Raw genomic sequence first — 1210 nt, forward strand, 5'->3', positions numbered from 1 at the left:
GCACCTTTCCCCGCATCTTCGCGAAGTTCTGCTGACAGAGTATATTCTGACATGGTTTTTCCTCTTGGTTTTGACATAAAAGCCGCCTGAACTTGCGACCAGTTCAGGCGGCCTGAAAAATCCTGCTGTATTCGGTCGCGGACCAGGTTCTTAACGGAACCTTTTAACCTGTGTTCCTCAGCGGAACATGGCGCTGATGGATTCTTCGTTGTTTACACGACGAACCGCTTCAGCCAGCAGGCCAGCGATGGTCAGCTGACGGATACGGCCGATGGTTTTGGCCGCTTCAGACAGCGGAATAGTGTCGGTAACAACCAGCTCATCCAGGTCGGCATTCGCCAGACGCTCAACAGCGGGGCCGGATAGTACAGGATGTGTACAGTAAGCCACAACCTTTTTCGCACCGAACTCTTTCAGAGCTTTGGCTGCGTGGCACAGAGTACCGGCGGTATCGACCATGTCATCAACCAGTACACAGGTACGGTCTTTAACATCACCGATGATATTCATTACTTCGGATACGTTGGCTTTCGGACGACGTTTGTCGATGATGGCCAGATCAACATCCAGTTGTTTAGCAATTGCGCGGGCACGAACCACACCACCGATGTCCGGAGAAACGATGATCAGATCTTCATAGTTCTGACGCTCGAGGTCATCCAGCAGGACAGGGGAGCCGTATACGTTATCAACCGGGATATCAAAGAAGCCCTGAATCTGGTCAGCGTGCAGGTCAACGGTCAGCAGACGGTCAACACCAGCGGTGGACATCATGTCTGCCACGGCGCGGGCACTGATAGGCACACGGGCGGAACGTGGACGACGGTCCTGACGGGCATAACCAAAATAAGGAACTACGGCTGTAATACGTGCGGCAGAAGCGCGGCGCAGACAGTCTGACATGAGCAGCAGCTCCATCAGGTTGTCGTTGGTTGGTGCGCAGGTTGGCTGGATAATGAAAACGTCTTTACCGCGAACGTTTTCGTTCAGCTCGATGGTGCTTTCTCCATCACTGAATTTACCGACAACAGCGTCGCCCATGGGAATATCAAGACGTTCAACGACTAATTTAGCCAGCTCTGGATTAGCATTGCCGGTAAATACCATCAGTTTAGACACAGTGCTGTCCTCTAGATGCAGTTTTTACAATGATGAAGAATAGAAGAATTGGCTGAGGTGGCAGGGATCGAACCTGCGAATGACGGGATCA

The 1210-nt window shown here is 52.0% G+C and carries 1 protein-coding gene; it reads right to left on the bottom strand.

The genetic code is table 11. From position 1 onward, the window contains the following. Positions 1-177: 177 nt before the first annotated feature. Positions 178-1119, bottom strand: coding sequence for a ribose-phosphate pyrophosphokinase (locus tag B2Z72_RS01380; RefSeq protein WP_414716384.1), 942 nt, complete (start codon positions 1117-1119; stop codon positions 178-180). Between the last annotated feature and the right edge of the window lie 91 nt (positions 1120-1210).

Source organism: Thalassolituus sp. UBA6592 (genome assembly GCF_002433655.1).
In the GTDB taxonomy this organism is placed as follows: domain Bacteria; phylum Pseudomonadota; class Gammaproteobacteria; order Pseudomonadales; family Oceanobacteraceae; genus Venatoribacter.